Source organism: Vibrio sinaloensis DSM 21326 (genome assembly GCF_000189275.1).
Taxonomy (GTDB): domain Bacteria; phylum Pseudomonadota; class Gammaproteobacteria; order Enterobacterales; family Vibrionaceae; genus Vibrio; species Vibrio sinaloensis.
In genome coordinates, this window is sequence record NZ_AEVT01000098.1 from 60,575 (window position 1) to 87,363 (window position 26,789).

A 26,789-nucleotide genomic window follows, 5' to 3' on the forward strand; every position below is an offset into this window, starting at 1 on the left:
CCTGAGGGATAATCGTTTTTCCTCGCTTGAATTACACTACACTTAATTGATGAACTTAAGGCTGTGACCCCCGTCACATATAGGTTCAACCTAATCCAATAACGAGTGAAAACTCGACAAATAAATAGGAAGGAATTGCAAATGTCTTCTGCATTTTACCAACAGATTCAACAGCAAATTGAAGAAGTGAAGGCTGAAGGTCTTTACAAGTCAGAGCGTGTAATTACCTCGCAGCAGCAAGCGGCTGTTAAGATCTCCACTGGCGAAGAGGTACTTAACTTCTGTGCGAATAACTACCTTGGTCTAGCTAACCATCCAGAGCTTATCGAAGCCGGTAAAGCTGGTATGGATGAGCACGGTTTTGGTATGGCTTCCGTTCGTTTTATCTGTGGTACGCAAGACATTCACAAGGAGCTTGAGCAGAAGCTTTCTAAGTTCCTAGGTAAAGAAGACACAATTCTCTACACCTCTTGTTTCGATGCAAACGCAGGCTTATTTGAAACCATTCTAGGCAAAGAAGACGCGATCATCTCTGACGCTTTAAACCATGCTTCTATCATCGATGGTGTTCGCCTGTGTAAAGCAATGCGCTTCCGTTACGCGAACAACAACATGGAAGAGCTAGAGCAGCAACTTATCGCCGCAAAAGAAGCAGGCGCTCGCCACATTCTTATCGTTACTGACGGTGTGTTCTCAATGGATGGTGTGGTCGCCAACCTACCTGCTATCTGTGATCTAGCGGAAAAGTACGGCGCACTGACGATGGTTGATGATTCTCACGCCGTAGGTTTCATGGGCAAAACGGGCGCAGGTACTCACGAATACCATGACGTTGTTGACCGTATCGATATCATTACGGGTACGTTAGGTAAAGCGATGGGCGGCGCTTCAGGCGGCTATACATCAGGTAAGGCAGAAGTGATTGACTGGCTTCGTCAACGTTCGCGCCCATACCTATTCTCTAACTCAGTTGCGCCAGCGATTGTTAACGCTTCTATTCGCGTTCTTGACCTACTTGAAGAGAGTGGAGACTTACGTGACCGCCTATGGGAAAACGCAACGCACTTCCGCACTCGTATGGAAGATGCGGGCTTCACTATGGGTGGCGCTGACCACGCTATCATCCCAATCATGCTAGGTGATGCAAAAGTAGCGGCTGAATTTGCTGAACGCGCACTTGAGAAAGGCATCTACGTTATCGGCTTCTCATTCCCAGTTGTACCAAAAGGCCAAGCACGTATTCGTACTCAAATGTCTGCCGCGCACTCACGCGAGCAACTTGATCGCGCTATTGATGCATTTATTCAAGTTGGTAAAGACATGGGCTTAATCTAAGCCCATCGAATCCAAGGCTGCCCAGAGTCGGAGGTGGCCTTTAGCCTTTGAATCAAGATGAATTTTTTGCCACGCATTGTGCGGGGTATACCGAGTAAAGATTATGAAAATCAAAGCACTATCAAAACTAAAACCTGAAGAAGGTATTTGGATGACTCAGGTCGAGAAACCTGAAGTGGGCCACAATGATATTTTAATTAAAATTAAGAAAACGGCCATCTGTGGTACTGACGTGCATATCTACAATTGGGACGAGTGGTCGCAAAAGACGTTTCCAGTACCTATGGTGGTAGGTCACGAGTACGTTGGTGAAGTGGTTGAAATCGGTCAGGAAGTTCGTGGCTTTGAGATCGGTGACCGCGTATCAGGTGAAGGCCACATCACTTGTGGTCACTGTCGTAACTGTCGCGGCGGCCGCACACACCTATGTCGCAACACTATCGGTGTTGGCGTAAACCGTGAAGGTGCGTTTGCAGAATACCTTGTCATTCCAGCGTTTAACGCATTCAAAATCCCAGAAGGCATTTCTGACGATCTTGCTTCAATCTTTGACCCGTTTGGTAATGCAGTGCACACCGCGCTTTCTTTCGATCTCGTGGGTGAAGATGTGCTTATTACGGGTGCGGGTCCAATTGGTATCATGGCTGCGGCAGTCGCAAAACACGTTGGCGCGCGTCACGTGGTTATCACAGATGTGAACGAGTACCGCTTAGAGCTTGCTCGTAAGATGGGCGTAACACGTGCTGTGAATGTTGCGGAAGAAAAACTGGAAGACGTAATGGCTGAACTTGGCATGACAGAAGGCTTCGACGTGGGCCTTGAAATGTCAGGCGTTCAAGCAGCGTTTAGCTCTATGCTGGCAACAATGAACCATGGTGGCCGTATCGCATTACTCGGTATTCCACCATCAGACATGGGTATCGATTGGAATCAGGTTATCTTCAAAGGTCTGGTGATCAAAGGTATCTACGGACGCGAAATGTTCGAAACTTGGTACAAGATGGCTAGCTTGATTCAATCGGGTCTGGATCTATCGCCTATCATTACTCACCACTACAAGATTGATGACTTCCAAGCTGGCTTCGATGCAATGCGTAGCGGTAAGTCCGGCAAAGTTATCCTTGATTGGGAGTAGGGCAACACAAGGTTAAAATAGGCTTATTGTTGTTTATTGTTCTGCAGGTTAGCAGAATAGGTACTTAGCAAAAGTTGGCCCAATTTACATCTAAAGATGCGCTTACTTTCTCCGCAGACAGCTTAGCTGTAATAAAAGTGTCCCATAGATTTATGGGACACTTTTAGTATTAAGTTTGTGAAACGCATAGGTTGATGGCTCATAAACGTTATGTAAGATCATTTACTCCTTTCTCAGCCTTATCTAGCTCTCTAGACACATTTCGACTTGTCTGGTTCACTTGTTTTAGCTGTTTCCCGTATATCTTAGCAACCATGCTGACACCCTAATTACCCACTTGGGCAGCCAAGTAATTAAGATTTGTGTTGCATATTGTGGTTATACTTTACGCGTTAATCTTCAGTGAACAATCCGGTGGTATGTAATGAAACAAAGGTCTTTGCTTCTAATTCTTGTTCTTTGTGGATGTAATAGCCTAAGCGGAGGAGGAAGCAGTGCATCGGAAGCGGTCTTACCGAGTACTAATGATGTGGAATTGACACCTCAGCTGATAGAGCAGTTAAAATCTCAACCTACGATTGATGATCAGCTAGGTATACTCTATGACAAGTTCGAACCATTGCTCGATCGCAGCGACTCATTAGTGGGTGCCGACGTAAATGAGGATGGTATTCGCGATGATATTGAAGCTTTCATTGATGCTCTTCAAATATCAGAACCAGAGAGAAGGGCAATTAAGCAGGATGCACGAAATGCACAGGAAGTGTTATTCCATGACTTCACTGATAAAACATATGAAAACAAGAAAACAGCGTTCAATATAATTAAAGGTTATGAAAAGGTTGTCGCATGCAAAGGTTATGTTGGCATACCTGTAGATGACCGGATCAATACTTCTCGGACGATTACAGCGCTGACTTATAATACTAAAGCCAGAGTCATGGCATACCTTGCTTTCAATCGTATTCTCAGCGGTACTGCTTCTACATCCCTGGGTTTTGAGGGACAGTACTGTGAATAAATTAAGCCAGCGGCATTAGTACCAGACGTTTTGATGAGTGGTAATTACAAGCTGGAGGCAAAAGAATTCGCAGAACTGTGTGACCTTCATTCAGGACTTTTTGGCAAAGTTTTGGGCTTAGCGACTAAATTTGTGGCGTTTGGGTCTAGGAGAATCACGTTGGTGTCGGCCGCCGTGAGATTTGATTTGAATACACTTAATTATCAAATCACACTTTGAGTTGAATAACTTGAGTATTCAACTCATAATGTGATTCGAATAGTATTAACTTTCAAATCAAGGTATAGCGATGTGGATCTGGGAACAGCCGAGCTGGCCTCACTTTAATTGGGATAAAACGGTCGTTGAGCCGCTGCTTAGGCAAACACGATTGAACCAAGGTATCTTACTTGGGAAGATGACGAGCCAGCCTAAGGATCACAATGAGAGCTTGCTTGATACCTTGCTCGCCAACATTGTTCATTCCAGCGCCATCGAAGGTGAAAAACTCAATGCTTTTTCTGTTCGTTCCTCGCTAGCAAATAGACTCGGTTTGGCAGAAGATCATCCTTTTCCAACGACAGAACAAACCGACGGACTTGCTGAGATTATGCTCGATGCTGTCGACAATCTAGATGCTCCCCTTACACTAGAAAGAATCCTACATTGGCACGATAGGCTTTTTCCTGAAGGGTACACTCTGTTTAATCCTGTTGTTGGAGGTCAGCTCAGAGGAGCTGCGCCTATGCAGGTTGTTTCCGGACGAATTGATAGACCTGTTGTTCACTTTGAAGCGCCAGGAAGAGAGCGGCTTGATACAGAACTCGCTCAATTTGTTGAATGGTTTAATCATTCAAAGCAAGACATGACTTTAGATCCGTTGCTTCGAGCAGCCATTACACACCTTTGGTTTGTGACCCTTCACCCACTAGATGATGGCAATGGTCGAATTACTCGTCTTCTTACGGATTTGGCATTGGCTCAAGCGGATAAGCAGTCCGTCCGTTTCTATGCCATGTCTGTAGGCATATTAACGAATCGCAAAAGCTACTATGAAATCTTAGAAAGTACGCAGAAGGGTGATGTCGATATTACGTCGTGGATAGTATGGTTTCTAGATGTGCTGAATGAAACGTTTGGGGACGTCTTAAAAGAGATTGAACGAACCGTGTTTAAAACCAACTTTTGGCGACATGTCGATCAAACCCAATTAGTGCAAGAACAAGTGAAAGTGCTAAATCGAATGCTTGATGGAGACTTTGTCGACGGTATTAATACCTCCCAATACCACAAAGTTGCGAAAGTCAGTAAACCAACCGCGACTCGCCACCTAACCGCGTTATTAGAGCAGGGATGTTTAATCAAATCAGGTGCCGGACGAAGTACGCGATATCTGCTTGCTAAATAAAGTAAGTGGTAAGTAGATAGGCGTATATTGCGCCTGGTACTCTTTCATTACTTACTGACAAATCAGTTACGCTCGCTGTGGATTTGCTTCCAAGAAGGAAGTGCAATCATAGTTTTCACCCTGTTTGAGGTTCGATAGCTCAACGTACTATGTGCTCGGTTTCATTTAATTGAAAAAAGGAGCATATATGAAACGGACCATCATGGCGTTTACGCTGACAATGGCACTTGCTAGCAGTGTTAACGCGGCCGATTGGGGATACAAAGGAGAACATGGCCCAGAGCATTGGGGGGATTTCGCCTCTGAGTGCGCGAGTGGTGTCAATCAAAGTCCGATCAATATTGAGTCGGCAACCGATGCAAGTCTATCCAAATTGCAATTTGATTATCAAGGTAAGGTGATTTCCTTACTGAATAATGGCCACACGTTGCAAACAAGCCTTGAGGGAAACAACACACTTACGGTTGATGGCAAGGTGTTTTCACTTAAGCAGTTCCACTTCCATACGCCGTCAGAGAACCATGTTGATGGCAAAGAATATCCATTAGAAGCGCATTTTGTTCATGCTGATAAAGCTGGGCATCTCGCAGTGGTCGCGGTGTTCTTCGAGTTGGGTAAGGCGAACCCAGATCTGGCTCAGCTGCTCGCAACAGTGCCGAGCGCAAACAGTGATGTGGCGATTAAAATCCCATTTGATGCTGACGCTCTGCTTACCAATACGAACGACTATTACCGATTCAATGGCTCGTTGACGACGCCACCGTGTTCTGAAGGCGTACGATGGTTGGTATTAAAGGCACCACAAACGGTGTCTGCAGAGCAGGTAAAATTGTTCAATCAAGCCATGGGTAACAACAATCGCCCACTGCAAAGCTTGAATGCTCGTATCGTAACGCAGAGCTAATAACAAAAAGCCCCGCCTAAGATTGGGTGGGGCTTGCCACACGAGAAACAGATCATTAAGTCGATAGCGAATATTCTTAATCATGCTGGAATTGGTCGCGCGAGGCGATTGAGGCTGAAAAGGTAATTGGGCGATTTTGAAGTAAGCGCAGTTATAAAAGGTGGCGAAAAACTAACGGTTACAAAAACGCCAGCATTTACGCTGGCGTTGTCTTTACTGACCGATTTGAGCATATTGCCTTAACAAATCAGTGAGGGTAGTGACCCATTCCAAGGCGTTATTAGGGGCTTGTTTAAGCAGCACTTCCACATGATTACAATGAGTTTCTAATGGGATTGCGCGATCGAGTTGGAAAGAAGAGGCATAAAAATGCCAAAGCAATAGTCTTTGCATGCGCACAGTATTTTGAGCTTGGTTATCAGACTCACTAAATAGCGCTGGGACTTCACTTAAAGCAATAGCGCTCATGCGCAACATGGCATCAAACCTTGCTTCTAGCATTTTGTCTTCAGATTCAGTCTCTTCTTGATCGAAGGTAAACAACTCGTTCATGGATTCTTCCGGAACCAGTCGCTGAATCATACGCATGCTCAGTTCTTCCAGCTCTTCACGTGAAGTCGTGGATAAAGAAGCGAAGGTGTAATCACGTTCCATTGTTGTCTCTCACAAATTAAATTTGCGCGTATTGTATACCGAGAAGGGCAGTTCGCAAGTTATAACAAAAAAGCCCTACCAAAAGGTAGGGCAAAGTCTGTTGTGTTTGTTTAGCCGCTGACGTTGTTAGGAATTGATTTTGTTTGTACGTTAGTTGACACACCATTAAAGCTAGATGGTGTTCGAGTATTTGCCCAATTTTATTTCCAAATGATATCGATTACATATCATAAAGTGTGATCTTTGTTCATGGTTTTATAGCACTTAAGTGCATAAAAGTAGTGGGTGGTCAGCACAGAAGATTTATCGAGAACCTCATTTTTTCCCCATTTCGTACATAGAGTGAACGCTTGAACGTTTGCGTAAAAATATGTGATGAATATCTCATACTGTTCGCTATACTTTCCGCCCGGTTGAGAGCAACTGCTCTGCCAATACAAGCCGTCACACGGAAAGGTGAATGACCCCACGGACCGGACCAGCTACCTATTGAATGCTTGTAGAGGTGATCTTTAATGAATGTTTTATTCGGTTTAATCGGTGTTGTAGCACTGTTGTTGTGTGCAGTTCTACTGTCTGAAAGTCGTAAATCGATCAATTGGAAAACAGTGTCACGTGCACTGATGCTTCAAGTTGGTTTTGCGGCCTTAGTATTGTATTTCCCTTGGGGCCAAGCGGCACTAACCAGTTTAAGTAGTGGGGTTTCAAGCCTCCTAGGTTTTGCTGATGAAGGTATCGCGTTCTTGTTTGGTGACCTTGCCAATACAGGCTTCATCTTCGCGGTTCGTGTCCTACCTATCATTATCTTCTTTAGTGCTTTAATCTCCGCTCTCTATTACCTAGGTATAATGCAAAAAGTCATCGAGTTTATTGGTGGCGGCATTCAAAAATTCCTTGGCACCAGTAAAGCTGAATCATTGGTTGCGACTGGCAATATCTTCCTCTCTCAAGGTGAGTCTCCACTTCTTGTTCGCCCATTCTTATCTCGAATGACTCGCTCTGAGCTGTTTGCTGTTATGGCTGGCGGTATGGCTTCGGTCGCTGGCTCTGTACTGGGTGGTTATGCTGGTTTAGGTGTCGAGCTAAAATACCTTATTGCAGCGAGCTTTATGGCCGCTCCGGGTAGTTTGATGATGGCGAAAATCATCGTCCCAGAGCGTGACACACCAATTGATCAGTCAGATATCGAGATGGGGCAGGCGGAAGAGAGCAATGTGATTGATGCTCTTGCTAGTGGCGCGATGAACGGTATGAAAGTCGCGGTTGCTGTGGGTACCATGCTGATCGCCTTCGTCAGTGTTATTGCAATGGTTAATACCGGTTTAGAAAGCCTAGGAGAAGTAGCTGGATTTACAGGAATTACACTGCAAGCTTTGTTTGGTTACCTGTTTTCGCCTCTTGCTTGGGTGATTGGTGTACCAAGTAATGAAGTGTTGATGGCGGGTTCTTACATTGGTCAGAAGATCGTGATGAACGAGTTTGTTGCATTCATCGACTTTGTTGAACACAAGGCACTGTTATCTGAGCATACACAAGTGATTGTTACCTTTGCACTGTGCGGCTTTGCCAATATCGGTTCGATCGCGATTCAACTTGGTTCAATTGGTGTTATCGCTCCTGACCGCCGTGCTGAAGTGGCGAACTTAGGTATCAAAGCTGTACTTGCGGGTACCTTGGCTAACTTAATGAGCGCGTGTTTAGCAGGTATCTTTATTTTGCTTTAACCCAGTCTGAGTGTTTATCAGCCCGAATAGGAAACTATTCGGGCTTTTTGATCGTAGTAACAAAGAAAACTCGAGGAAGAACGATGAACAACGATAAAGACTCAGTTTCGATTATGCTACGCCTTGGCTATTTGGGCCTTATCCCTTTTGTATTCAGTCTAATCTGCATTTTTACTGGTATCAGTGTTAGAGGATTAACGGGTGTGGAGATGTTTGTTTCCTACAGTGTGGTGATTCTTAGCTTCTTGTCTGGCGTGATTTGGGGGAATGGAATCGACCATTCAATCGATAAAATCAGCCGCAATGCGTTGCTGCTCAGTAACCTTTTCGCCGTAATGACGTGGGCCGTATTACTGCTTGCTCGGGAAAATACCGCCTTAGCGCTGCTGCTACTGGCTATTGGATACGGTTTAGTTTGGTTTTCAGAGCGGGCGATAAGAGTGGCAGAGAAAGAACGAAAACCGGCAGGGTATAAAGCACTTCGAGCAAGGCTGACATCGGGCGTTGTGATTATGCATTGCATTGCGCTTATCGCCTAAAACCTGATTTATAGCAAAATCTCGATGACTAGAAGGCGTAGGATGGTCGCCAATTAGTTAAGAATCATAAAATAAAAAGAGATACCGCTATGAATGAACTTGTCCAACGCTTTCTGCGCTACGTCACTTTTGATACTCAATCGAACCCTCACAACTCAGCGTGCCCAAGTAGCCCGGGACAGTTTACTTTTGCTGAGTTTCTTAAGACGGAGCTGATTGAGCTCGGGCTCAGCGATGTCTCGTTAGATTCCAATGGCTACCTGATGGCCAAGTTACCGAGCAACCTAGAGTACGATGTGCCTGCGATCGGTTTTATCGCTCACATGGATACCGCTCCTGATGCGTCAGGCAAAGACGTTAAGCCACAACTTGTCGAAGATTATCAAGGTGGTGATATCGCCCTTGGGAAAGGGGACGAAGTTCTCTCGCCAATCCAATACCCAGATTTACACCGTTTGCACGGCCATAACCTGATTACAACTGATGGAACCACACTATTAGGGGCGGATAACAAAGCGGGTATCGCAGAAATCATCTCTGCTGTAGCTGAGCTTATCGCTCATCCTGAAATTCCTCATGGCGACATTTGTATCGGCTTTACGCCAGACGAAGAAATTGGTCGTGGCGCCAATTTGTTCGATGTAGAGAAGTTCGGCGCGCAATGGGCTTATACAATTGATGGTGGCCCGGTTGGTGAGCTGGAATACGAGAACTTCAACGCAACCAGTGCTGATGTGATTTGTCACGGTACGAATGTTCATCCAGGCACGGCGAAAGATAAAATGGTTAACGCAATGAACATTGCAGCCAAGTTCCAGCTAATGATGCCAGCAGACGAGACACCAGAAACCACAGAAGGCTATGAAGGGTTTTATCACCTAAAATCGGCCAACATGTCGGTGGCGAAAAGTGAACTTGGCTACATCATCCGCGATTTCGAGCGTGAAGGACTAGAAGCCCGTAAAGCCTTTATGCAACAAAAAGTGGCTGAGTTAAATGACCAGCTAGACAAAGGGCGTGTAGAACTGGTGTTAACCGACAGCTACTTTAATATGAAAGAGATGGTAGAGCCGCATCCTCATATTATTGAATTGGCGAAGCAAGCTATGATCACCTGCGATGTTGAGCCGATGATTAAGCCTATCCGCGGTGGTACCGACGGTGCGAGACTCTCTTTCATGGGGCTACCTTGTCCTAACATCTTTACCGGTGGCTACAACTTCCACGGCATTCATGAGTTTATCTCGATTGAAGGCATGGAGCAGGCGGTGAAAGTGATCGTGACGTTGGCAGAGAAAACCGCGTTAAAATACAAGTAAACTTTTGTTAAAGCCCTGATATCTTCTTGATAATAGTGTACATTTATTTCATGTATGCAGAATTAATAGGTTATTGATATGAAATGGGCTTTATCGATTGTGAGTCACCTTGTTGTTGGTGGAGTAGGCTTTGCGTTAGGCATCTATGCACTGCCTATTCTTACCCAGCCAGCATCCCCGTCTATGCAAGCCGTAGAGAGCGTGACGAATCAAGCGCTTTTCACGGGGGCTTTTCAGCGAGATCGCCAAGATAGTGACTTCCTCCATTGGGGAGAGGGTTCATTATCTATCAGCGACTCACACATTGCCTTTGTTGGTGAGTTAGCTCCGGGGCCAGATTACAAGTTGTATCTATCGCCCAAGTTTATCGAGACTGAAGCCGACTTTAATGCTAATAAGGCCGCTATGGTTCAGATTGGCGATGTGAAAACGTTTGATCGCTTTTCTCTGAGCATCCCTGAACAGATCGATATTGCTAACTACAATACGGCGATCGTTTGGTGCGAAACCTTTGGCGAGTTCATCACGTCCGCAAGATTTAAATAAGCCTAACTCCTCTCACATCATTTTGGTTGAATCTAGTTTGCATTCTTGGCATCTCCAACTGGATTTGGCCAGAGTTGTATGGGAAGTTAGCGTTCGAAACCAATCACAAAAACACGATTATTATTAAAGGGGCTATGGCCCCTTTCTTTTATGACTTAGGGGAGCGAGCATGGAGAAAGTACACGCAGCTATTGATTTTCTTCTGACTCAAAAATTGCTGTTTACGGCAATTATTATCATGTTCATCATACTTATTCGCCGGTTGATACTTTGGAAGATCCGGGGTGATGTGGCATTTGTATCGGAAGAGCAGCGCAACTGGATGTCTCGCACCAAGAATGGGTCATTTGCGCTTACCGTATTACTTTTGTTTATTCTATGGCAGTCCGAAATAAACGAGTTTGCGTTATCGGTTACCGCGATTGCCGTTGCGATTGTTGTCGCATCGAAGGAAATCATTCTTTGTTTTACCGGCTCCATTCAACGTGCAAGTTCGCGCTCGTTTCGGATTGGTGATTGGATTGAAGTTGGCAAAATCTGCGGTGAAGTTATAGAGCACAATATGATGGCCACCGTGATACAAGAGATAGATCTGCACCACGGTCAGTATGATTATACGGGGAAAACAGCAACGCTACCGAACAGCATGTTCTTCACCTATCCGGTTAAGAACCTTAACTTTATGAAACGGTATGTGTATCACGATTTTGCCATCATAGTACCGAAGTTTGTTAACTTATATCCGTTAGTGCCTGTTATGCTCGAAAAAATCGACAGCCATATTAGCTATTTCAGCGATGTCGCTAAGCGTTACAACGCCGTTATCGAGAAACACGCAGGTGTCGATTTACCTGGCTCAGAGCCGCATATACATATAACCAGTGGCGCGACAGGGGAGCAAGTTGTTCACTTCATGCTTTTCTGCCCTACAGATAAAGCCACGCACTTGGAGCAAGAAATCCGAGCTGATTTTATGCAGCTTTATGAGGAAACATTTCCCAAAGAAAGCTCTGAGTAAAACACAAGGAGTTCATGGATGATCAAACAAGTCGGCCCAACAGTGATTAAGGAAAAACACACGCTCACTTGTCATTGTGGCAGCGTCGAATTAGAACTGTCGTTGCCCAATGGTATCGAGAAGCCGCGACGCTGCGATTGTTCAATATGCCGACGTCGGGGCGCAATCGTTGCGTCGGTGAAGCTTGATGGCATTCGCATCGTAAAAGGCGAGGATGTGCTCAAGCTCTACCAATTCAACACTCACACCGCCAAGCACTACTTCTGCTCAAACTGCGGGATCTATACTCATCACCAAAGACGATCGGCACCTGATGAATACGGTTACAACCTAGGTTGCTTAGAAGGGGTGAATCCGTTTGATATTGGCGAAGTCGTGACCAATGATGGAGTCAACCACCCCGCAGATCGTTAACCTCACCACCAAAAGTATCCGTTATCATGACGACAAACAGTGTGATTCGATCTCCAGTTTAATTTCAAGTATGGTGCGCCGAGTTGCTTATCTCGGTTCAACGCACGGCGCACCACATTTAATCGCGTCAGGAAATTAAAACGTTATCAAGGACTTGCGAGACCAAGATTAAGCCTGGTTGCTTGATATCAAGCGACTTATCCGTGTCGTACTCTATTCACCTAAATTTAAAGATGAAGACAGCGGCATTTGTAGACGAAAAGAAGCGTTAGGCTCGGTCAATGAAGTCCTTGTTAAATAATCGGTTGGTCTATGCGTTTTTTGCTAGAGTATCGCAAAACGCATATCTTAATGGCTTATGTAATGTCTTTGTGATGCTACTACCAGTATCGCTCTTATCTGCGTTTAGCATGTTAGTGGGTAACGGTGTTAGCTTGCTTGGTTATCAAGAGATTGCCGAGCGAATTTTGTTTGTCAGTACACTGGTGTGGAAAATGTTCCCCATTTTGCTGCTGATATACTTTGCTCAGTTTTTAGGTCGTTTACACAAACTCTCTCTTACGACGATCATCACTCCATCGTTACTGATTTACGTTATTTTATGTAATGAATGGGGATTGTTGCACCCAGGATCTATATTACCTTCTAATTACCCGTTAGCCATTTTAACGCCGTTCGTCATCGCTCATACGGTGAGGAATTTGTTGCAACGGCGTTGGATTATTCAGTCTGAGTTACCAAACGTCGTTGACCAATCTCTTAACCTGGTCATTGGTACCTTATTACTTGTTTTGGTTTACGTGGCGGCAGGTTACCTATTGGGGTATTGGGTACAAACATCGAGCTTTGTTCAAGGTTTTCTGCCAACGCTCGACACTGGCTCTTTAGCCGACGCGGTTTGGTATGAGTTGGTGCGAAACTTGTTTTGGTCGATTGGTATCAACGGGCATATCATTTTTTCACCATATAAAGCTGAGCTGTACGCATTAACTCAATCCAGCTTTGAAATGCATGAACAGCTTGGTTCGCCAATCCCCATATTAACCAGTAACTTTTATGATATTTATGCTGGTATAGGCGGGGCGGGTAACACGCTAAGCCTCGTAATTTGCATGCTTATTTTTGCCCGTAATAAAGGTTATCGGACTCTCGCGCTAGCGGCGCTGACTCTGAGTGTTTTTAACATCAACGAGCCAATATTGTTTGGCTTACCGGTTATCTTTAACCCTGTTTTATTGCTGCCGTTTATCCTAGTTCCGATACTCGGAATTCTGTTGGCTTACTGGGCAATTTCTTTGGGATTGGTCGAGCCAGTTTCCCAGTTCATCAGTTGGATGACCCCAGCGTTTTTTAGTGGTTATTTAGCTACCGGTGGAGATATAAATGCTTCGTTGCTTCAATTAGTTATTGTGACTGCCGGAGTGTTCGTCTATATGCCTTTCTTTCGCCAAATGGACCAAGTAGTGGGTAGCTATGACGTTTTCTCTAAAGGGCCATCGGATGAGTTTTTTAATTATGAAGAGGTTGGAATCAACCGCAACATTACTGGGTTGTTCCCTCATATGAGTAGTAACCTAGCAGCGCAAAAAGCAATCAGTGAGCTGCAACGCAGTGGGGATTTTGTTCTTTTTTACCAACCGCAATATGACACGGCTTGTGGGTGTGTGAGCTCGCTTGAAGTATTGATAAGGCATCGTAGCCACCAAGGCGTAGTAACGCCGCCAACGTTTTTAACTCATTTTGGTCAGTTAGGGTTAACTGCGGAATTGGATCTTTGGGTGATCAAGCAGGCTCTCCTTGAAGTTTCGCCATTGGCGCACAATCAGCTTTTCAAGGTCTCTATCAATGTCTCTCCTGATACTGTACTGATTCCTGGTTTTGCTCAAACCGTGATGAATATGATTGAAAGCAGCGCTCTAGATTTCCACCAAGTTGAGCTTGAGATAACCGAAGAGTTACTCATTCAAGATGAAACGACAACTTGGAATGTGCTCCAGCAACTTCGTAGTGTGGGGATACAGATTGCCCTTGATGATTTTGGCTCTGGTTACTCTTCTATTGGCTACTTGAACAAGTTTGATTTTGACAAGGTCAAAATCGATCGCTCTTTGCTGCTCAATCTAACGCAGAAGAATGGGCGAGAAATGTTTCGCCTAACCAGCGAACTAGTGAGGACTATGGGGGCTGCAATCGTTGTTGAGGGGGTGGAAAGTGAAGAGCAATTGGCGTTTGTCAATCTACAGAACATTCATCTAGTGCAAGGCTATTTGTTCTACAAACCGATGTCTTTTAACGATGTGTTTGAACAGGTTGAGTTTTGTACAAGCCGTTGAGTTGAATTCTCACTGTGTTAGATAAGAAAAGAGGAGCGCGATGCTCCTCTTTTCATTGTTGTTCTGTTTATCGTTTGGCCTGATATTTTTCCTTCATACGAAGCGCGACATTCACCAAGGCGATCAGCACTGGCACCTCAATAAGTGGGCCAATCACACCAGCAAAAGCCTGATCGGAGTTTAAGCCGAATACTGCAATGGATACCGCGATGGCAAGCTCAAAGTTATTTCCGGTCGCGGTGAAGGCGATGGAGGCATTCTTGTCATAATCGATACCGAGCTTTTTACCGACAAAGAAGCTCACAAAGAACATAACAACGAAGTAAATGCCAAGGGGGATTGCCACTCTCACGACATCCATCGGTAGCTCAAGAATCATCTCTCCTTTGAGACTGAACATCAGCACTATAGTGGCAAGCAAAGCGATCAGTGTGATAGGGGAGATCCGTGGTATGAACACGTCGTTATACCACTGCTCGCCTTTCGCCTTAACTAAGTAATAGCGGCTTAGAAAGCCAGCAAGAAATGGGATGCCAAGGTAAATCAGCACGCTTTCTGCAATATCTAGCATTGAGATATCAACAGCAAAACCTTGATGGCCGAAAAACGGTGGTAATACAGTGATAAACAACCAAGCCATAAAGCTATAAGTGACGATTTGAAAAGCGCTATTTATCGCTACCAGTGCAGCACCGTACTCTTTGTTGCCTCCACCAATATCATTCCATACCAACACCATAGCGATACAGCGAGCAAGGCCAATAAGGATAATGCCAACCATATAGCCAGGGTGATCGCCTAAGAAAGTCAGTGCGAGGACAAACATCAAAGTAGGACCCACGACCCAGTTCATGATAAGTGACAGGGTAATGGCTTTCTTATCTTGTTTGACTTTGCCTAACAGGGTGTAGTCGACCTTGGCGAGTGGGGGATACATCATCAAAATCAACCCGATAGCGAGCGGGATGTTTGTGCTGCCTACAGACAAGGAGTCATTCCACTCAGCAATTTGTGGAAACATGGCGCCTATTGCAACACCGACTGCCATTGCTACAAAGATCCAAACGGTTAAATAGCGGTCTAGAAAGCTCATATTGGTGGCGGCATTGGAGCTTAAGGTTTGAGTTGTCATAGCATTTCTCGTTCGTTTATCGTCGAAAGGCGATGTATTTGCTTATAAAAATTCTCGACCTGTTATAACAAGCCAAGATGGCAATTTAGTTAAAAATTGAAGAAAACAACTGATTAAAATTATTCAGTGTTTCGCGATTTACTCGGTAGCATACCTTTGGCGGGTTAGGCTCTGCGTGAATTAAATTCGCTTGTTTCAAAATACGTAAGTGCTCGGACACTGTTGACTGTGCCAGACCAAGTTCAGAAACCAAGTCACTGTTCAAACAACCACCTAGCTTATCTAAGGTGAAAAGGATTTTAAGGATCCTCACACGAGCCGGATGTGACAAAGCTTTAGCTTGCTGAGCCAACACGGCTTCTTGTTCTAGCTGCTCTTCTGTCGAGCTTAGTGCCTGCTGATTAGCAAACGTACATTGATTTGACATAGTGTATATAGTTAATCGTCGAATTGCGATGCATTGTAGATCGAAAACTATTCCACTGCAAATATGAGATTTGACTTTATAAACTACGTCAATTTTATAAACAAAAACATATATTTGAGCTATATTGCCCTTAATCTAACAACAGAAGTATGGCTATGAGAATACTATTATTATTTATCTCACTTATCTTGGTTGGGTGTACACAGCCTCAGGTGCTAAAACCCATTGAGCCCGACACTAACTGGACTCAAGGTCAGTTGGAGAACGGCGTTAAATATCATATATACCCTACCGACGGTAACCCGGTCTCCTTACGCTTATACGTTCATGTAGGTTCAGCGCAAGAAACTGACCAACAGAAAGGGTACGCGCACTTTTTAGAGCATATGGCTTTCAATGGCAGTCGCCATTTTTCTTCCAATGACATTGTCGATATGTTTGAATCGAACGGCTTAACCTTCGGGGCTGATATCAACGCTTACACCAGCTATTACGAAACGGTCTACAAGCTCGACTTGCCAGATAACAAGAAACTTGATGATGGTGTGATGTGGCTGCGAGACATTGGTGACGGCCTTACCTTGTCTGCCAACGAAATTGAAAAAGAAAAAGGGGTCATTCAAGGAGAGATTCGCCGAACTCGTCCAGAGCACAAAAGCTTGTCCGAAAAGTATTACGATTTTCTGATTAAAGACACGGCGGTTGAAGGGCTTGACCCAGTGGGCAATGTTGATTCTGTCAACGGAGTCAGCTCTGAGTCACTCAGAGCCTTTTATACTAAGTGGTATCAGCCGCAATACAGCGAAGTGGTCATTACTGGTGACATAGACTCTGATGAAGCTGTGGCTTTAATCAACAAGCACTTTGCCGATTGGAAAGCCTCTCCTAGTGCAGGTAACAACTCGGTTGAAAAGGTCACCTTTGCCTTGGCAGATTATGTCGATACGATTGGCGAATTTGATGCGCCAAGCCTCAGCTTATTGATTAATCGCGCGCCATCAAAGATTGAACAGCGTAAACAGCTATTAGACTCATGGCTGGATGAAATTTCATTACAAATCATTCGTCAGCGGTTAGAAGCTGAGTACCAGAGTAAAGCACTGCCATTACAAAGCTTGGCGATCACGCCGTACTATATGAATTATCAGCGTAATGCATTGCTATCCGTGGCATTTGAAAAGGAAAACCGCCAAAAGGCACAAACGATATTTGTTGACTCATTAACGTCACTACGTGATTTCGGCGCAACTCAGAACGAGCTCGAGACGTCACTCGCTTATTATCAGCAGTTAATCACTGATCTAGACTACAACTGGGGGCAGCGTGATGCCGTAACGTTTGCTGAAGAGCGAGCATGGGCAATTTCTGTCGGACAAACCAGTCAGTCAAAATTAGATTATAAACAGAGCTTAGAAGAGCTGGTTAACACGACGAACCTCGAACGGATTAACCAACAAATCAACCACCTTCTTGCAGATGACTATGTCGTTGTGATCGGTGCAGATAAAGCGGAAGACATACAACAACTGCAAAGTCGTCTCTCTCCAATACGTAGTGATATCGCACAGAAAGGCGTTGCGCCTGCCGCTTTGATTCCAACGGCAGCAGAGCTTGCTAAGCCTCAGCAATCAGGTTCGATCGTCAATCAGACTATCGATAAATATGGTCATCACATTTGGACCTTATCGAATGGCATTGAGGTCATGCTTGAAACGGACTTTACTACGATAGATACGGTTAACATTGTATATGGAAGCCAAGGGGGTAAAGCCGCATTGGAGCCAGAGTTGTATGCCGCGTCTGAAATGGCGATCCCCGTGGTAATACGCAGTGGTGTCGGTGATTTCAATGGGACCCAATTTGATTCTTATTTAGCTAAGAACAATATTGAGGTGTTCCCATTTATTAATTTTACCCATCATGGTCTAGAAATTGGAGCGACCAAAGCTAAGTTGGCCGATGCGCTTAAAGTTATTTACAACATCTCGACGAATATCAATGTCGATCCTCGTCAAATTGAAGCGGTGCAGCAAGAGACGTACGCAAATCAACAGCGTTATTTAGCGACCCCTTACGGAAAGTGGGAAAGAGCAATCAATCGTAATAGCTACGAAAAGTCCAGCAGCCATTATTCGCTGAGTGCGCCAGATTATGCGATGGTGAATGAGCCGCAGATTCGTCAAGTTCATCAGGAGTTGTTTGCCAAGAATCGAGGCAATAAGTTGGTTATTGTCGCCAACATTACACCGGAAGAGCTCACGCCGTTATTACAATTCTACGTTGCGTCGATTCCACTGGACAAAGCATCGGCTCCAAACTACAAAGTTGCCTATAAGGCGGCGCCTCAAGCACGTGTAGATTTGGCCGAGCACAATGAACAAAACAGCATTTATTTGCTAAGAGTGACCAACCCATCAGCGCAGAGCACCAGTGCAAAAACAGCCTTTATGGACGATATGATCCAACGACTTCTTGCCAAGAAGTTAACCAGTTACGTTCGTGAAGAACTGGGGCTAGATTATGCGCCAGATGCCTACTCAGCGTCATTGGATCAAGAGCCAAGCACAGATTGGCTAATTGAAGCGCAAGTGGCTCCGCAAGATGTCACTAAGATCGAGGTCGCGGTTGATAAGGTTATGGCGGATATTGTTTCTGATGTGAGCGCTAAAGATTTTGAAACCGTCGCAAAACAGTTATCGACAGCGTTAACACCACTGCAAGATAAACCGATTGATCGAACTTGGTTCTACGCTCGATACTGGATGCATGGGTACGGCATTGGTTCTCTGAAGGATGTCAACGCGATGATTGATTCCATAACCGTGCAGGAGCTAAAACAGCGCATAGATGAGTCTTTTGGCGGTGCTGCTAATCGAAGCAAATATACTTTAACTCCGGCGAGTGGTAAGTAACGAACCATTCACTGACCAAAAAGCCGCGTTGAGACGCGGCTTTTTTTATGATTGGCTACCCAGTCTGCCAACCTTATGGCCGATGGCGTAGCTGACGATAGCAATAGTTGAGGTGATAAGAATGGCATAGACATAGCCAATCGTGGCACTCACGCCAAATCCCCAGACTATCGAAAAGACCAATCCTTGAAATGCTTCATAGGGCCATTGAATAACAGCAAAATGAGAATCCGCAGCGAGCAGGAAAATAGCACCTGCTAAGCTTGCGAACGTAAACAATAACCCAACTAAATTTGCGCGGTTCATAAGCAAGAGAAGATAACTGAAAACGCTATTTTATCTTGAATTCGGTGTTTACACTATTCCTCAAATGAGTAGTTATTTGTTAATGCTTGAACGTATCGTAACGAACAAAGTGATCAATTTGCTTGGCGACATAGGCACTATAAATCAGGCTGGTGTGGCTGTAAGGCGTCTCTATGTGATCCGTCATTCCTGTGATTTTGGTCTCTTCGACCGTCACAGTTCCATCGGATGGTAAGCCTCTATCCATCATAAACAGCGCTCGGGCGCCAATGGGCATAGTGCCTGCAATGCTGCCGAGTTTTTGCGGAAACTGCCACTCGTCTTGATGCTCTTTAAGTCCAAAGTGGGGAGAGTTGCCAAGTAAGGTTCCCATGCCAAGATTTTGAATGCGAGTGACAATTGAAGCGCCTTGTAGCGGTGAGCCTATAGCCACGACATGAGAGATGGAAGACGCGCGGCTTTGGCGCGCTTGGAGATACTGCTTAATCACTATCCCCCCCAAGCTATGACCAACCAATATATTCGGCATGGTATCGCTTAGCGCCTTATCAATTTTGGAGAACAAACGTTGTTGATTAATGGCAACACTGTTGTATGTCAAGACCTTGGTTCGATAGCCTAAGTTTCTAAGCTTACGGCTCAAAGGTTGCATCACCATGCCATGCATATACAGTCCATGTAGAATGATGATTTTCATAAATGCTCCTCACAACGCTATGTCGTTACAATAAAGCTTTTGTCTGCCTTATTTCTACTAAAAAGCTTCCTAATAGTGCAATTATTCTAGGAAAAGCGACAGCCGACATAGTGAACTAGGCCGGCTGATGTGTATTTTGACTATGAGGCTTTGGTGAAGCGGAATGTTTGTAGCTGGTTTTGCTTGTTATCCATAAAGGCGAAGCTCGATAAGCTCCATACATTTTGTCCCGCAAAACCAAGCTCGACGTGAATGTCTGCGGTGTTGATGCCTTGATAAATAACATCACTGACATTCGTTGGATAAAATACATAACGGTTGGTATTTGGTTGAAATTCACCAGCAAAACGGACTTCAACTTGAGTCGCATTATTGGTGACGTTCAACTGGTAGCCACTCTCAGGAGTGAATGAGAATGCGGCGGTCAAATCTATACCTTGACGGTTGCTGACGGCAATGTTTGCCTGTGTCGTACTGGCGAGCGTACCACTGGCATCAATCGGATCGAGATCGTTTAAAGAATTGTCGTGGTTTTGAATAGACACGTTCCAGTTGCCAACGAAGTGGTTTAACTCTTGCCAGCTTTGTTGAGTGTTAGGCTGGTTTGCATGGTTGCCTATCGAGGCAATAGCATCGTCACGTGAGTTTGCGCGCATACCCTCTCTATTGTCTTGCACATCGGCTTGTGCGCCAGCGACACCACCAGTCACACCACCAGCGATTGCGCCCTTTACCGCTAACTCAGGTTCGCCGGTCAGTGCTCCGAGAGTTAAGCCTAGTAATGCGCCTCCTGCTGCACCTTGTTTTGTCATTGCGTTAGGGTCGTCTTCTCCTGGTGTCACACAGCCTGTTAAGAGAGGGGCACATAGGCCAGCAAGTAACGCATACTTGATTGTTTTGTTCATGGTATAGCTCCAAAGTCGGAAAGTTAGAAACCAAACTAGGTAGCTAAGGTCAGCAGATTATCAGCGCGAATCGTTGGTTTGTATCCAAATGTAATCCAGTGATCGCAGTCTCACGTGTCGCGATAGGCTTTATTGGGAAAGATTGGTCGCCGTTATGATATTTAATTTGAATTAACGAATGGATAACCATTTGCTAAAGACAAACGAGCAGGGTAGGTAAAGAAAAAACGCCACGGTTTAAGAACTAAACGGTGGCGTTTACTAGGTCGTAGTGTGATTAGGCTAGTCGATGTTGACCAGAGAATCGCGGTTTAGATCTTGAATGCTCTTGGCTCCCGTTAGTGTCATTGCCACGCGCATCTCTTTTTCGTATAGATCGAGTAGGTTTTCCACACCTGCTTGACCTTGAGCGGCCAACGCGTAGATGTAAGAACGTCCAAGCATGGCGCAGTCCGCCCCCATGGCGAGCATGCGAACAACGTCTAGACCAGTACGAATACCCGAATCAACGAAGATCTTCATATCGCCTTTTACCGCGTCAGCGATGGAAGGCAGCGCTTTTGCTGAAGACATGACACCATCGAGTTGGCGACCGCCGTGGTTGGATACCACAATGCCGTCGGCACCAAAACGTACTGCGTCTTTTGCATCTTCTACATCAAGAATGCCTTTGATGACCATAGGACCGTCCCAGAAATCACGAATCCACTCAAGGTCTTTCCAGCTAATGGAAGGATCGAAGTTATCACCTAACCAGCCAATGTAGTCTTCAAGCTTGGTTGGTTCGCCGCGATAAGTCGAGATGTTGCCAAGATCGTGTGGTTTACCAAACAAGCCGACATCGAATGCCCATTGAGGGTGACGCATGGCTTGGAAAACGCGACGAGCGGCTGCATTCGGACCACTCATACCGGAGTGCATGTCACGGTAGCGAGCCCCTGGTACCGGCATATCAACAGTGAAGACGAGAGTTGTTACGCCAGCAGCCTTTGCACGCTCTAATACATTTTTCATAAAGCCACGGTCTTTAAGAACATACAGCTGGAACCACATAGGACGTTCAATGGCAGGGGTCACTTCTTCGATCGGACACACCGATACGGTAGACATGGTAAAAGGGATGCCTTTGTTTTCGGCGGCTTTTGCGGCTTGAACTTCGCCGCGTCGAGCGTACATACCGGTAAGGCCGACTGGAGAAAGGGCGATGGGTAGCGCCATCTTCTCACCAAAAATCTCGGTATCTAGACTCAGTTCAGACATGTCATTCAGAACACGCTGCTTAAGCGCGATCTCTGCTAAATCTTCGGTGTTGCGTCTCAGCGTATGCTCACCGTACGACCCACCATCAATATAGTGGAACAGGAATGGTGGTAGCTTAGATTTTGCCGCTTTGCGGTAGTCAGTTGAAGCAGAGATAATCATAATTCAATCCTACAATGGTGGTTTTGTCTTTCTATGAAGACTAGATCATTAACTGGTTAAGGTGGCGTTAATACCCGCTTGGAGTGACACTAGTGCCGTTCTTGTCAGGGGATGAGTATTAACGCCAAGTTTTCAGTGCGGTTATTTCAATAACGCATCGGTCACGTGGAAGCCGTAAATGGCTATCAAACCGATAACGCCAGTGACGACTAAGTAGTAGAAGGTTGGGATAATGGTTTTGCGCAGTGTTGCCCCTTCACGTCCAAGAAGACCTACAGTTGCAGAAGCGGCAACGACGTTGTGAATTGCAATCATGTTACCTGCGGCAGCACCTACTGCTTGAAGAGCGACAACGACGGCGCTAGAAATCGACAGCGTTTGGGCAACTTCAAACTGGAACTGGCTAAACATCATGTTAGATACTGTGTTTGAACCCGCGATAAACGCACCCAGCGCACCAACCGTCGCACTCAAAGCAGGGAAGGCATCACCGACAAGGCCAGCAGCAAAGTTTGCTGTGGTCACTGGCATGCTCGCGAGGTCTGCGCCATTAATACCTGAGTTAATAAAGATACGAACCATAGGAATGGTAAACACAAGCACGAAACCAGCACCGATCAGTGTTTTGCTTGATTCACCAAGCGCTTTGACTAGAGGCGTCGCGCTACGAGCTTGCAGAAGTACAGCGACGAGAGCGACAAACACTAAGATGCCACCTGGGAGGTAAAGAGGCTGAATCGCCGTACTAATACCTGTTTCACCAAGGATGTTAGCAAAGGAAAGGCTCACACCTGTCAGCATGGCTTTGAAATCAGCGCTTACGCGACTAGCAACTAACACGATGGCCAGCAGTACGTAAGGGAACCAAGCCATTACCATGCTCATCGGTTTAGTCTTATCATCCGCTAAATCAATCTTCAGTGAACCTAACCACTCAGAAGGCCACTTGTCTTCAGATTCAAAGTCCCACGTTGTTTTTGGAACAAGGAAACCACGTTTTGCTGCAGAAACGACGATAGATAGGCCAACAAGACCACCAATCAGCGATGGGAACTCGGCACCTAGGAAAACGCCTGTCAAAGCATAAGGGATGGTAAATGCTAGGCCAGCGAAGATAGCGAAAGGCAGAATGTCTAGGCCTTCTGTCCAGCTCTTATTTTTGCCGAAGAAGCGGGTTAACATCATCGCCATTAGAACCGGGATTAGTGTACCCACTGTCGCGTGGATCATGGCAACGCTTGACGTGATTTGTTGCAAGTAGGCATCCCAAGTAGAGCCGTTGGCAATCAGGGCTTCTGAGATATTGTGCGTGTCTAAACCTTTGTTTACACCCACTATGATAGGCGTACCCACCGCACCGAAAGAAACCGGCGTTGATTGGATCATCATCCCCATCAATACCGCAGCGAGCGCAGGGAAGCCAATCGCTACAAGTAACGGTGCTGCGATTGCCGCCGGGGTACCAAAGCCAGATGCGCCTTCGATGAAAGAACCAAAACACCATGCAATGATGATGGCTTGTACACGGCGGTCAGGAGAAATATTGGTGAAGCCGTTACGAATGGTCGAGATGGCTCCGGTGTGCTTAAGCGTGTTAAGCAAGAAGATAGCGCCAAAGACAATCCAAAGGACAGAGACAGTAATGCCAAGACCTTGGAACACAGACGCTAATACACGTGTTGTAGACATGTCCCACCCAAACAGGGCGATGACAACCGTTAGGCCAAATGCAACAGGCATTGCGCGTTTGGCTGGCCAGTTAAGGCCGACTAGTAAAATGGCAGCCACCACTATCGGTGAGAAAGCCACTAGGGCAAGTAAAGTTTCACTCATTGGTACATCCTCGTACAGGCAGACCCGATCACTTTATTGAAAGGGATAACTTCTCAAATCAGGATTCTGAAGAATCTCTTAGATTTTATATTTGTGATAATTGTGTTAATTCGGGGTGAATTTACCCCTTTATTTTTTATGAATATAGGGAAATAATGAAAATAATTAATTCCAAAAATGACATAATAAGATGCGTGCAGACGATTTAATCCTGTTTTCACAGGTAGTAGAAATGGGCAGTTTTAGTAAGGTCGCAGAGATAAATAACCTTACAAATTCGGTAGTTAGCAAAAGAATCGCACGTTTAGAAGAAGAATTGGGCGTGCAATTATTATATCGAACAACGCGTAAATTGACTCTCACTGAAGCAGGTAAGGCGCTGACCCACGGAGCGAAAAATGTGAAGCAAGCCACCTTAGAGGCTATGGATGCAGTTTCGGGCTTTGGTGAGAATATAAGCGGTCACATCAAAATGTCAGTGCCTACCATTTCTGGTGATTTAATTTTAGCCGATGCCGTTGCCGAGTTTTGTAACACTCATCCAGGCTTAAGTGTCGATATGTCCCTTGATAATCGATTTGTTGACTTAGTTGAAGGTGGTTATGACTTAGTCATTCGCACCGGGTATTTAGAAGACTCGAGCCTAATTGCTCGTCATATTCTGGACTCACAGTGGGTGGTTTGCGCTTCTCCTGCTTATATTGCTCGAAATGCAAAACCGGTAAAACCGGAAGATTTAACCCAGCACAACTGCCTACAGTATGCTTATCAGACAACAGGGGCGAGTGAATGGGAGTTTAAAGGTAAAGAGGGCAACTATATTGTTAGAGTGTCGGGTTCGTTCTCTACGGACAATGCAACGGCCTTGCGCAAAGCGGCCTTAGGTGGGCATGGCATCGCTTATGTACCTCGCTGTCTGGTTTATCATGATATCCGTAATGGTCAGTTGGTGGATCTGTTTCCAGAGCTGGTCGGTAAGCGACTCGGCATTTATGCGGTGTACCCTTTTACTCGACAACCGCCCAACAAGGTAAAATTGTTAATTGAACACATTCGCGCGCGTTATCTGGCGATTTCCCACTACTTCTAAATCTTGTCTTTGCCGATAGAAAGGTCCGATAAAAAGAAAAACGCCGACGCATCCATGCGTCGGCGTTATGTCGGCGGCCAAACCGAATATTATAAGCTTAGGCGGCTTCTTCTGATTCGTCCAAGTCAAATGACGCAGCAATCAGTTTTTTGGTGTAATCGTTCTGTGGGTTATGGAAAATCTCGTCGGCAGTGCCTTGCTCCATAACTTCCCCTTTTTGCATGACTAATACTCGATCAGACAATGCTTTAACTACACTTAAGTCATGGCTAATAAATAAGAAGCCGATGTTGTGTTTCTTCTGGATGTCTTTAAGCAAATCAATGACCGTTAACTGAACAGAGCGGTCAAGTGCGGATGTTGGCTCATCAAGTAGAATAAATGAAGGCTCAAGGATTAAGGCACGAGCAATTGCAATGCGCTGACGCTGACCACCAGAGAATTCATGCGGGTAACGGTTGATCGAGTGTGGGTCCAGTCGCACTTCTTCCAGTGCTTGGCGAGCTCGCTGCATTCTTTCCGCTTTGGTAACATGAGGTTGGTGAACCGTTAAACCTTCGGTAATGATTTCACCGATCGTCATACGCGGTGACAAAGAGCCATATGGGTCTTGGAATACCATTTGAACATCTTTCTTAAGGTCGAAACGTTCCTTATCACTTAATTGACTAATATCTTGTCCTTTAAAGTGAATGTCACCACTGCATGGTAAAAGGCCGATCAATGCACGTCCAAGCGTTGATTTACCAGATCCAGACTCTCCAACAATACCGAGGGTTTCGCCTTGCTTTAGCTCAAGGGAGATGCCTTTCACCGCTTCAAAGTATTCGTTCTTGCTAGCAATAAAGTGAGATTTAATAAGGAATTTAACTCGAATGTCATCGGCTTTTAAAAGCGCAGGAGCGTGCTCTTCGATAGGGTCTTTACCACCACGTGGAATTGAGTTAATCAGCATCTTAGTGTAATCATGCTGCGGGTTAGCAAATAGCTCCTGACATTGACCTTCTTCAACAACGTCGCCTTTACACATGACCACGACGCGATCGGCTAGGTGCTTAACGACACCGAGATCGTGAGTGATGAACAAAATAGCCATCCCCAGCTTTTGTTGAATCTCTTTTATCAGATTCAAAACCTCGGCTTGAACGGTTACGTCAAGTGCAGTGGTCGGTTCGTCGGCGATGAGAATATCAGGCTCGTTGATCAGCGCCATGGCGATCATGATACGTTGCAACTGACCACCAGAGAATTCATGTGGATACTTGATGTAAGCCTGCTCTGGGTTTGGTAAATGCACTAGGTTGAACAGTTCAAGTACTTTGTTTTTGGCTTGAGAGCGTGAAACCGGGCGGTGACACATGATTGCTTCCGCGACTTGAATACCCACGCGCATGTAAGGGTTCAGAGAGGTCATTGGCTCTTGGAAAATCATGCCAATGCGATCACCGCGGATCGACTGCATCTCTTTCTCTGATTTGTCGAGCAGCTCTTCACCTTCAAAAATAATCTTTGATTGAGAATGAACAATGCCATTGTTAGGAAGCAGTTGCATCAGGGCGTTCGTTGAAACGGATTTTCCGCTCCCTGATTCGCCTACAATGGCAAGAGTTTCGTTTTTAAACAGCTCAAAGTTCACATCCTTAACCGCGTCAACGATGCCATCGTTGGTGGTAAAGCTAACTGAAAGGTTTTTCACCTCTAGTATTGGCGTCTGTGACATTTTAGTTCCTTTATAG

23 protein-coding genes are annotated in these 26,789 nt (G+C 45.4%); 14 read left to right on the forward strand and 9 right to left on the reverse strand.

Annotated elements, in window-relative coordinates; translation table 11 throughout:
• The first annotated feature begins 141 nt into the window (after window positions 1–141).
• The 5 genes from RH45_RS17670 to RH45_RS17690 all read left to right on the forward strand — a co-directional run bounded on the left by RH45_RS17670 (window position 142) and on the right by RH45_RS17690 (window position 5,782).
• The gene (locus tag RH45_RS17670; protein ID WP_008079762.1) at window positions 142–1,335 is read left to right on the forward strand and encodes a glycine C-acetyltransferase; all 1,194 of its coding nucleotides are present in this window, start codon (window positions 142–144) and stop codon (window positions 1,333–1,335) included.
• A 103-nt stretch (window positions 1,336–1,438) separates the two neighbouring features.
• Window positions 1,439–2,470: an L-threonine 3-dehydrogenase gene (gene tdh / locus RH45_RS17675; protein ID WP_008079763.1), complete on the forward strand. Its 1,032-nt coding sequence runs from the start codon at window positions 1,439–1,441 to the stop codon at window positions 2,468–2,470.
• Window positions 2,471–2,894: 424 nt separating this feature from the next.
• Complete coding sequence (locus RH45_RS17680) at window positions 2,895–3,491, forward strand: hypothetical protein (protein ID WP_008079780.1); 597 nt, start codon at window positions 2,895–2,897, stop codon at window positions 3,489–3,491.
• Between the two features lie 289 nt (window positions 3,492–3,780).
• Complete coding sequence (locus RH45_RS17685) at window positions 3,781–4,878, forward strand: Fic family protein (RefSeq protein ID WP_008079787.1); 1,098 nt, start codon at window positions 3,781–3,783, stop codon at window positions 4,876–4,878.
• A 187-nt stretch (window positions 4,879–5,065) separates the two neighbouring features.
• The gene (locus RH45_RS17690; protein ID WP_008079799.1) at window positions 5,066–5,782 is read left to right on the forward strand and encodes a carbonic anhydrase; all 717 of its coding nucleotides are present in this window, start codon (window positions 5,066–5,068) and stop codon (window positions 5,780–5,782) included.
• Between the two features lie 213 nt (window positions 5,783–5,995).
• Here RH45_RS17690 and RH45_RS17695 read toward each other — a convergent pair whose 3' ends face one another.
• Window positions 5,996–6,436 carry a hypothetical protein gene (locus tag RH45_RS17695; RefSeq protein ID WP_008079801.1) on the reverse strand — a complete coding sequence of 147 codons (441 nt, stop codon included), beginning with the start codon at window positions 6,434–6,436 and terminating at the stop codon, window positions 5,996–5,998.
• Between the two features lie 515 nt (window positions 6,437–6,951).
• On the opposite strand from RH45_RS17695, the gene RH45_RS17700 reads away from it, so the two are divergent.
• The 7 genes from RH45_RS17700 (at window position 6,952) to RH45_RS17730 (ending at window position 14,329) form a co-directional block, all read left to right on the forward strand.
• The gene (locus RH45_RS17700) at window positions 6,952–8,160 is read left to right on the forward strand and encodes a NupC/NupG family nucleoside CNT transporter (RefSeq protein ID WP_008079803.1); all 1,209 of its coding nucleotides are present in this window, start codon (window positions 6,952–6,954) and stop codon (window positions 8,158–8,160) included.
• 83 nt (window positions 8,161–8,243) lie between these two features.
• Window positions 8,244–8,699 (forward strand): DUF3429 domain-containing protein, encoded by a 456-nt coding sequence (locus tag RH45_RS17705; protein WP_008079806.1) that lies wholly within the window; start codon window positions 8,244–8,246, stop codon window positions 8,697–8,699.
• Between the two features lie 89 nt (window positions 8,700–8,788).
• Complete coding sequence (gene pepT, locus RH45_RS17710; RefSeq protein ID WP_008079807.1) at window positions 8,789–10,018, forward strand: peptidase T; 1,230 nt, start codon at window positions 8,789–8,791, stop codon at window positions 10,016–10,018.
• A gap of 78 nt (window positions 10,019–10,096) precedes the next feature.
• Window positions 10,097–10,564, forward strand: a complete 468-nt coding sequence (locus RH45_RS17715; protein ID WP_008079814.1) for a DM13 domain-containing protein — start codon at window positions 10,097–10,099, stop codon at window positions 10,562–10,564.
• Between the two features lie 169 nt (window positions 10,565–10,733).
• Window positions 10,734–11,582 carry a mechanosensitive ion channel family protein gene (locus RH45_RS17720; RefSeq protein WP_008079816.1) on the forward strand — a complete coding sequence of 283 codons (849 nt, stop codon included), beginning with the start codon at window positions 10,734–10,736 and terminating at the stop codon, window positions 11,580–11,582.
• Between the two features lie 18 nt (window positions 11,583–11,600).
• Complete coding sequence (locus tag RH45_RS17725; protein ID WP_008079818.1) at window positions 11,601–11,996, forward strand: GFA family protein; 396 nt, start codon at window positions 11,601–11,603, stop codon at window positions 11,994–11,996.
• A gap of 281 nt (window positions 11,997–12,277) precedes the next feature.
• Window positions 12,278–14,329, forward strand: coding sequence for an EAL domain-containing protein (locus RH45_RS17730; protein WP_008079820.1), 2,052 nt, complete (start codon window positions 12,278–12,280; stop codon window positions 14,327–14,329).
• 67 nt (window positions 14,330–14,396) lie between these two features.
• On the opposite strand, the gene arsB is transcribed toward RH45_RS17730, so the two are convergent.
• Window positions 14,397–15,461 carry an ACR3 family arsenite efflux transporter gene (gene arsB, locus RH45_RS17735; protein WP_008079823.1) on the reverse strand — a complete coding sequence of 355 codons (1,065 nt, stop codon included), beginning with the start codon at window positions 15,459–15,461 and terminating at the stop codon, window positions 14,397–14,399.
• A gap of 85 nt (window positions 15,462–15,546) precedes the next feature.
• A complete protein-coding gene (locus RH45_RS17740) occupies window positions 15,547–15,888 on the reverse strand; it encodes an ArsR/SmtB family transcription factor (RefSeq protein WP_008079825.1) in 342 nt (113 codons plus the stop codon).
• A gap of 155 nt (window positions 15,889–16,043) precedes the next feature.
• On the opposite strand from RH45_RS17740, the gene RH45_RS17745 reads away from it, so the two are divergent.
• On the forward strand, window positions 16,044–18,800 hold the full coding sequence (locus tag RH45_RS17745; protein ID WP_008079826.1) for a M16 family metallopeptidase: 2,757 nt from the start codon (window positions 16,044–16,046) through the stop codon (window positions 18,798–18,800).
• Window positions 18,801–18,845: 45 nt separating this feature from the next.
• On the opposite strand, the gene RH45_RS17750 is transcribed toward RH45_RS17745, so the two are convergent.
• The 5 genes from RH45_RS17750 to RH45_RS17770 form a co-directional block, all read right to left on the reverse strand.
• Window positions 18,846–19,106: a hypothetical protein gene (locus RH45_RS17750; protein ID WP_008079827.1), complete on the reverse strand. Its 261-nt coding sequence runs from the start codon at window positions 19,104–19,106 to the stop codon at window positions 18,846–18,848.
• Window positions 19,107–19,185: 79 nt separating this feature from the next.
• Complete coding sequence (locus RH45_RS17755) at window positions 19,186–19,803, reverse strand: lipase family alpha/beta hydrolase (RefSeq protein WP_008079828.1); 618 nt, start codon at window positions 19,801–19,803, stop codon at window positions 19,186–19,188.
• Between the two features lie 140 nt (window positions 19,804–19,943).
• Complete coding sequence (locus RH45_RS17760) at window positions 19,944–20,708, reverse strand: hypothetical protein (RefSeq protein ID WP_008079829.1); 765 nt, start codon at window positions 20,706–20,708, stop codon at window positions 19,944–19,946.
• A 282-nt stretch (window positions 20,709–20,990) separates the two neighbouring features.
• A complete protein-coding gene (gene lldD / locus RH45_RS17765) occupies window positions 20,991–22,130 on the reverse strand; it encodes an FMN-dependent L-lactate dehydrogenase LldD (protein WP_008079830.1) in 1,140 nt (379 codons plus the stop codon).
• 141 nt (window positions 22,131–22,271) lie between these two features.
• Window positions 22,272–23,963, reverse strand: a complete 1,692-nt coding sequence (locus tag RH45_RS17770; RefSeq protein WP_008079832.1) for an L-lactate permease — start codon at window positions 23,961–23,963, stop codon at window positions 22,272–22,274.
• Between the two features lie 190 nt (window positions 23,964–24,153).
• Here RH45_RS17770 and RH45_RS17775 point away from each other — a divergent pair, with 190 nt between their 5' ends.
• The gene (locus RH45_RS17775) at window positions 24,154–25,053 is read left to right on the forward strand and encodes a LysR family transcriptional regulator (RefSeq protein WP_008079834.1); all 900 of its coding nucleotides are present in this window, start codon (window positions 24,154–24,156) and stop codon (window positions 25,051–25,053) included.
• A gap of 97 nt (window positions 25,054–25,150) precedes the next feature.
• Here RH45_RS17775 and RH45_RS17780 read toward each other — a convergent pair whose 3' ends face one another.
• Window positions 25,151–26,773 (reverse strand): ABC transporter ATP-binding protein, encoded by a 1,623-nt coding sequence (locus RH45_RS17780; RefSeq protein WP_008079836.1) that lies wholly within the window; start codon window positions 26,771–26,773, stop codon window positions 25,151–25,153.
• Between the last annotated feature and the right edge of the window lie 16 nt (window positions 26,774–26,789).

Coding starts and splice junctions, on each gene's coding strand:
- RH45_RS17670 (WP_008079762.1), top strand. CDS start 142: ATGTCTTCTGCATTTTACCAACAGATTCAACAGCAAATTGAAGAAGTG.
- tdh (WP_008079763.1), top strand. CDS start 1,439: ATGAAAATCAAAGCACTATCAAAACTAAAACCTGAAGAAGGTATTTGG.
- RH45_RS17680 (WP_008079780.1), top strand. CDS start 2,895: ATGAAACAAAGGTCTTTGCTTCTAATTCTTGTTCTTTGTGGATGTAAT.
- RH45_RS17685 (WP_008079787.1), top strand. CDS start 3,781: ATGTGGATCTGGGAACAGCCGAGCTGGCCTCACTTTAATTGGGATAAA.
- RH45_RS17690 (WP_008079799.1), top strand. CDS start 5,066: ATGAAACGGACCATCATGGCGTTTACGCTGACAATGGCACTTGCTAGC.
- RH45_RS17695 (WP_008079801.1), bottom strand. CDS start 6,436: ATGGAACGTGATTACACCTTCGCTTCTTTATCCACGACTTCACGTGAA.
- RH45_RS17700 (WP_008079803.1), top strand. CDS start 6,952: ATGAATGTTTTATTCGGTTTAATCGGTGTTGTAGCACTGTTGTTGTGT.
- RH45_RS17705 (WP_008079806.1), top strand. CDS start 8,244: ATGAACAACGATAAAGACTCAGTTTCGATTATGCTACGCCTTGGCTAT.
- pepT (WP_008079807.1), top strand. CDS start 8,789: ATGAATGAACTTGTCCAACGCTTTCTGCGCTACGTCACTTTTGATACT.
- RH45_RS17715 (WP_008079814.1), top strand. CDS start 10,097: ATGAAATGGGCTTTATCGATTGTGAGTCACCTTGTTGTTGGTGGAGTA.
- RH45_RS17720 (WP_008079816.1), top strand. CDS start 10,734: ATGGAGAAAGTACACGCAGCTATTGATTTTCTTCTGACTCAAAAATTG.
- RH45_RS17725 (WP_008079818.1), top strand. CDS start 11,601: ATGATCAAACAAGTCGGCCCAACAGTGATTAAGGAAAAACACACGCTC.
- RH45_RS17730 (WP_008079820.1), top strand. CDS start 12,278: ATGAAGTCCTTGTTAAATAATCGGTTGGTCTATGCGTTTTTTGCTAGA.
- arsB (WP_008079823.1), bottom strand. CDS start 15,461: ATGACAACTCAAACCTTAAGCTCCAATGCCGCCACCAATATGAGCTTT.
- RH45_RS17740 (WP_008079825.1), bottom strand. CDS start 15,888: ATGTCAAATCAATGTACGTTTGCTAATCAGCAGGCACTAAGCTCGACA.
- RH45_RS17745 (WP_008079826.1), top strand. CDS start 16,044: ATGAGAATACTATTATTATTTATCTCACTTATCTTGGTTGGGTGTACA.
- RH45_RS17750 (WP_008079827.1), bottom strand. CDS start 19,106: ATGAACCGCGCAAATTTAGTTGGGTTATTGTTTACGTTCGCAAGCTTA.
- RH45_RS17755 (WP_008079828.1), bottom strand. CDS start 19,803: ATGAAAATCATCATTCTACATGGACTGTATATGCATGGCATGGTGATG.
- RH45_RS17760 (WP_008079829.1), bottom strand. CDS start 20,708: ATGAACAAAACAATCAAGTATGCGTTACTTGCTGGCCTATGTGCCCCT.
- lldD (WP_008079830.1), bottom strand. CDS start 22,130: ATGATTATCTCTGCTTCAACTGACTACCGCAAAGCGGCAAAATCTAAG.
- RH45_RS17770 (WP_008079832.1), bottom strand. CDS start 23,963: ATGAGTGAAACTTTACTTGCCCTAGTGGCTTTCTCACCGATAGTGGTG.
- RH45_RS17775 (WP_008079834.1), top strand. CDS start 24,154: ATGCGTGCAGACGATTTAATCCTGTTTTCACAGGTAGTAGAAATGGGC.
- RH45_RS17780 (WP_008079836.1), bottom strand. CDS start 26,773: ATGTCACAGACGCCAATACTAGAGGTGAAAAACCTTTCAGTTAGCTTT.